The following is a 1,457-nucleotide window of genomic DNA, read 5'->3' as shown; positions in this document are numbered from 1 at the left end:
GCCGACCTGAAGCAGCGGATTCCCACCCGTACCGGCCCGCCCACCCCCGACGACCTCGACGAGCTGCTGAGCACCGTGTGGAAGGAACCCTCGTTCCTGCTCGCCCACCCGCGCGCCATCGCCGCGTTCGGCCGCGAATGCAGCCGCCGCGGCGTCTACCCGCAGAGCATCGACGTCGAGGGCCACCGGGTGCCGGCCTGGCGGGGCGTCCCCATTTTCCCGTGCAACAAGATCCCGGTCAGCTCCACGCGCAGCACCTCCATCATGGTCATGCGCACCGGCCAAGAGAAACAGGGCGTGGTGGGCCTGCACCAGACCGGCCTGCCCGATGAGTACCAGCCGGGGCTGTCGGTGCGGTTCATGGGCATCAACGAGAAAGCGCTCATGTCCTACCTGGTCAGCACCTACTACTCCGCGGCCGTGCTGGTGCCCGACGCCCTCGGAATCCTGGAGAACGTCGAGATCGGCCGCGAAGCCTAACCTCCGCGGCCGGCCCTAGGCAGCCCCCGGCACCCCCTGCAGTCCTGCAGTTCTGCGCCCGTGCGGCACACCCCCGGAGCCCGGCTCCGGCCGCACGGGCGCCGACCGCGGCTGCGCCCGCCCCGCGCGGCCCCGGTACCCCCGCAACCCGCGGCGGACCCCTGTCCCGCGCCCCCGCGCCCCGCGCCGGCGGCGCTCGATACGACCAGAGTTAGGTAGTGCATCCGATGACGGACTCCAGCGTTGAGCACACCGCGCCCGAACCGCTGAGCCTGACCACCGACGCTGCGCGCAACCTCGCGTCCACGACCAAGACCCCGCCGCAGATGCAGGGCATCACCTCGCGCTGGCTGCTGCGCGTGCTGCCCTGGGTGCAGGTCGACGCGGGCACCTACCGTGTAAACCGGCGGCTGACCTGCACAGTCGGCGACGGCCGGGTCAGCTTCAGCACCACCGGGCCCGAGGTCCGCGTCATTCCCCCGGAACTCGCCGAACTTCCGGCGCTGCGCGGGTTCGGCGACCAGGCGGCGCTGGAAGCGCTGGCCGACCGCTTCGAGCAGCGCGAATACGGCCCCGGCGAGGTCATCGCCGCCGCGGGCGGGGCCGTCGACCACGTGTACCTGCTCGCCCACGGCAAAGCCGGCGTGCACCGCACCGGCGAGTACGGCGACGACACCGTCACGGCGATGCTGGCCGACGGCGACCACTTCGGCGACACCGCCCTCGACCCCGAACCCGGCATCTGGCACGACACCGTCCAAGCCGCCACCGCCTGCACCGTGCTCGCGCTGCCGCGCTCGGAGTTCCAGCAGGTCGCCGACAACTCCGAGACCCTGCGCGCCCACCTCGCGGCCGCCGGCTCCGCATCCCGGCCCCCTGCCAACAAGTACGGCGAGGCCGACATCGCTATCGCCTCCGGCCATGCGGGTGAGCCCGATCTGCCGGGCACGTTCGTGGATTACGAGTTGTCTCCGCGC

At 72.1% G+C, this 1,457-nt stretch carries 1 protein-coding gene and 1 pseudogene; both read left to right on the top strand.

What is annotated here, in order from left to right:
• Positions 1-480 (top strand): annotated as a pseudogene (locus tag ACYVD5_RS21315) (Crp/Fnr family transcriptional regulator); the annotation flags it as partial.
• Between the two features lie 227 nt (positions 481-707).
• Positions 708-1,457, top strand: a 750-nt coding sequence (locus ACYVD5_RS21310) for a cyclic nucleotide-binding domain-containing protein (RefSeq protein WP_461002879.1), incomplete at its 3' end; no start/stop codon positions are given.

Source organism: Streptomonospora sediminis (genome assembly GCF_054778995.1).
This window is presented reverse-complemented; position numbering and strand designations above follow the sequence as displayed.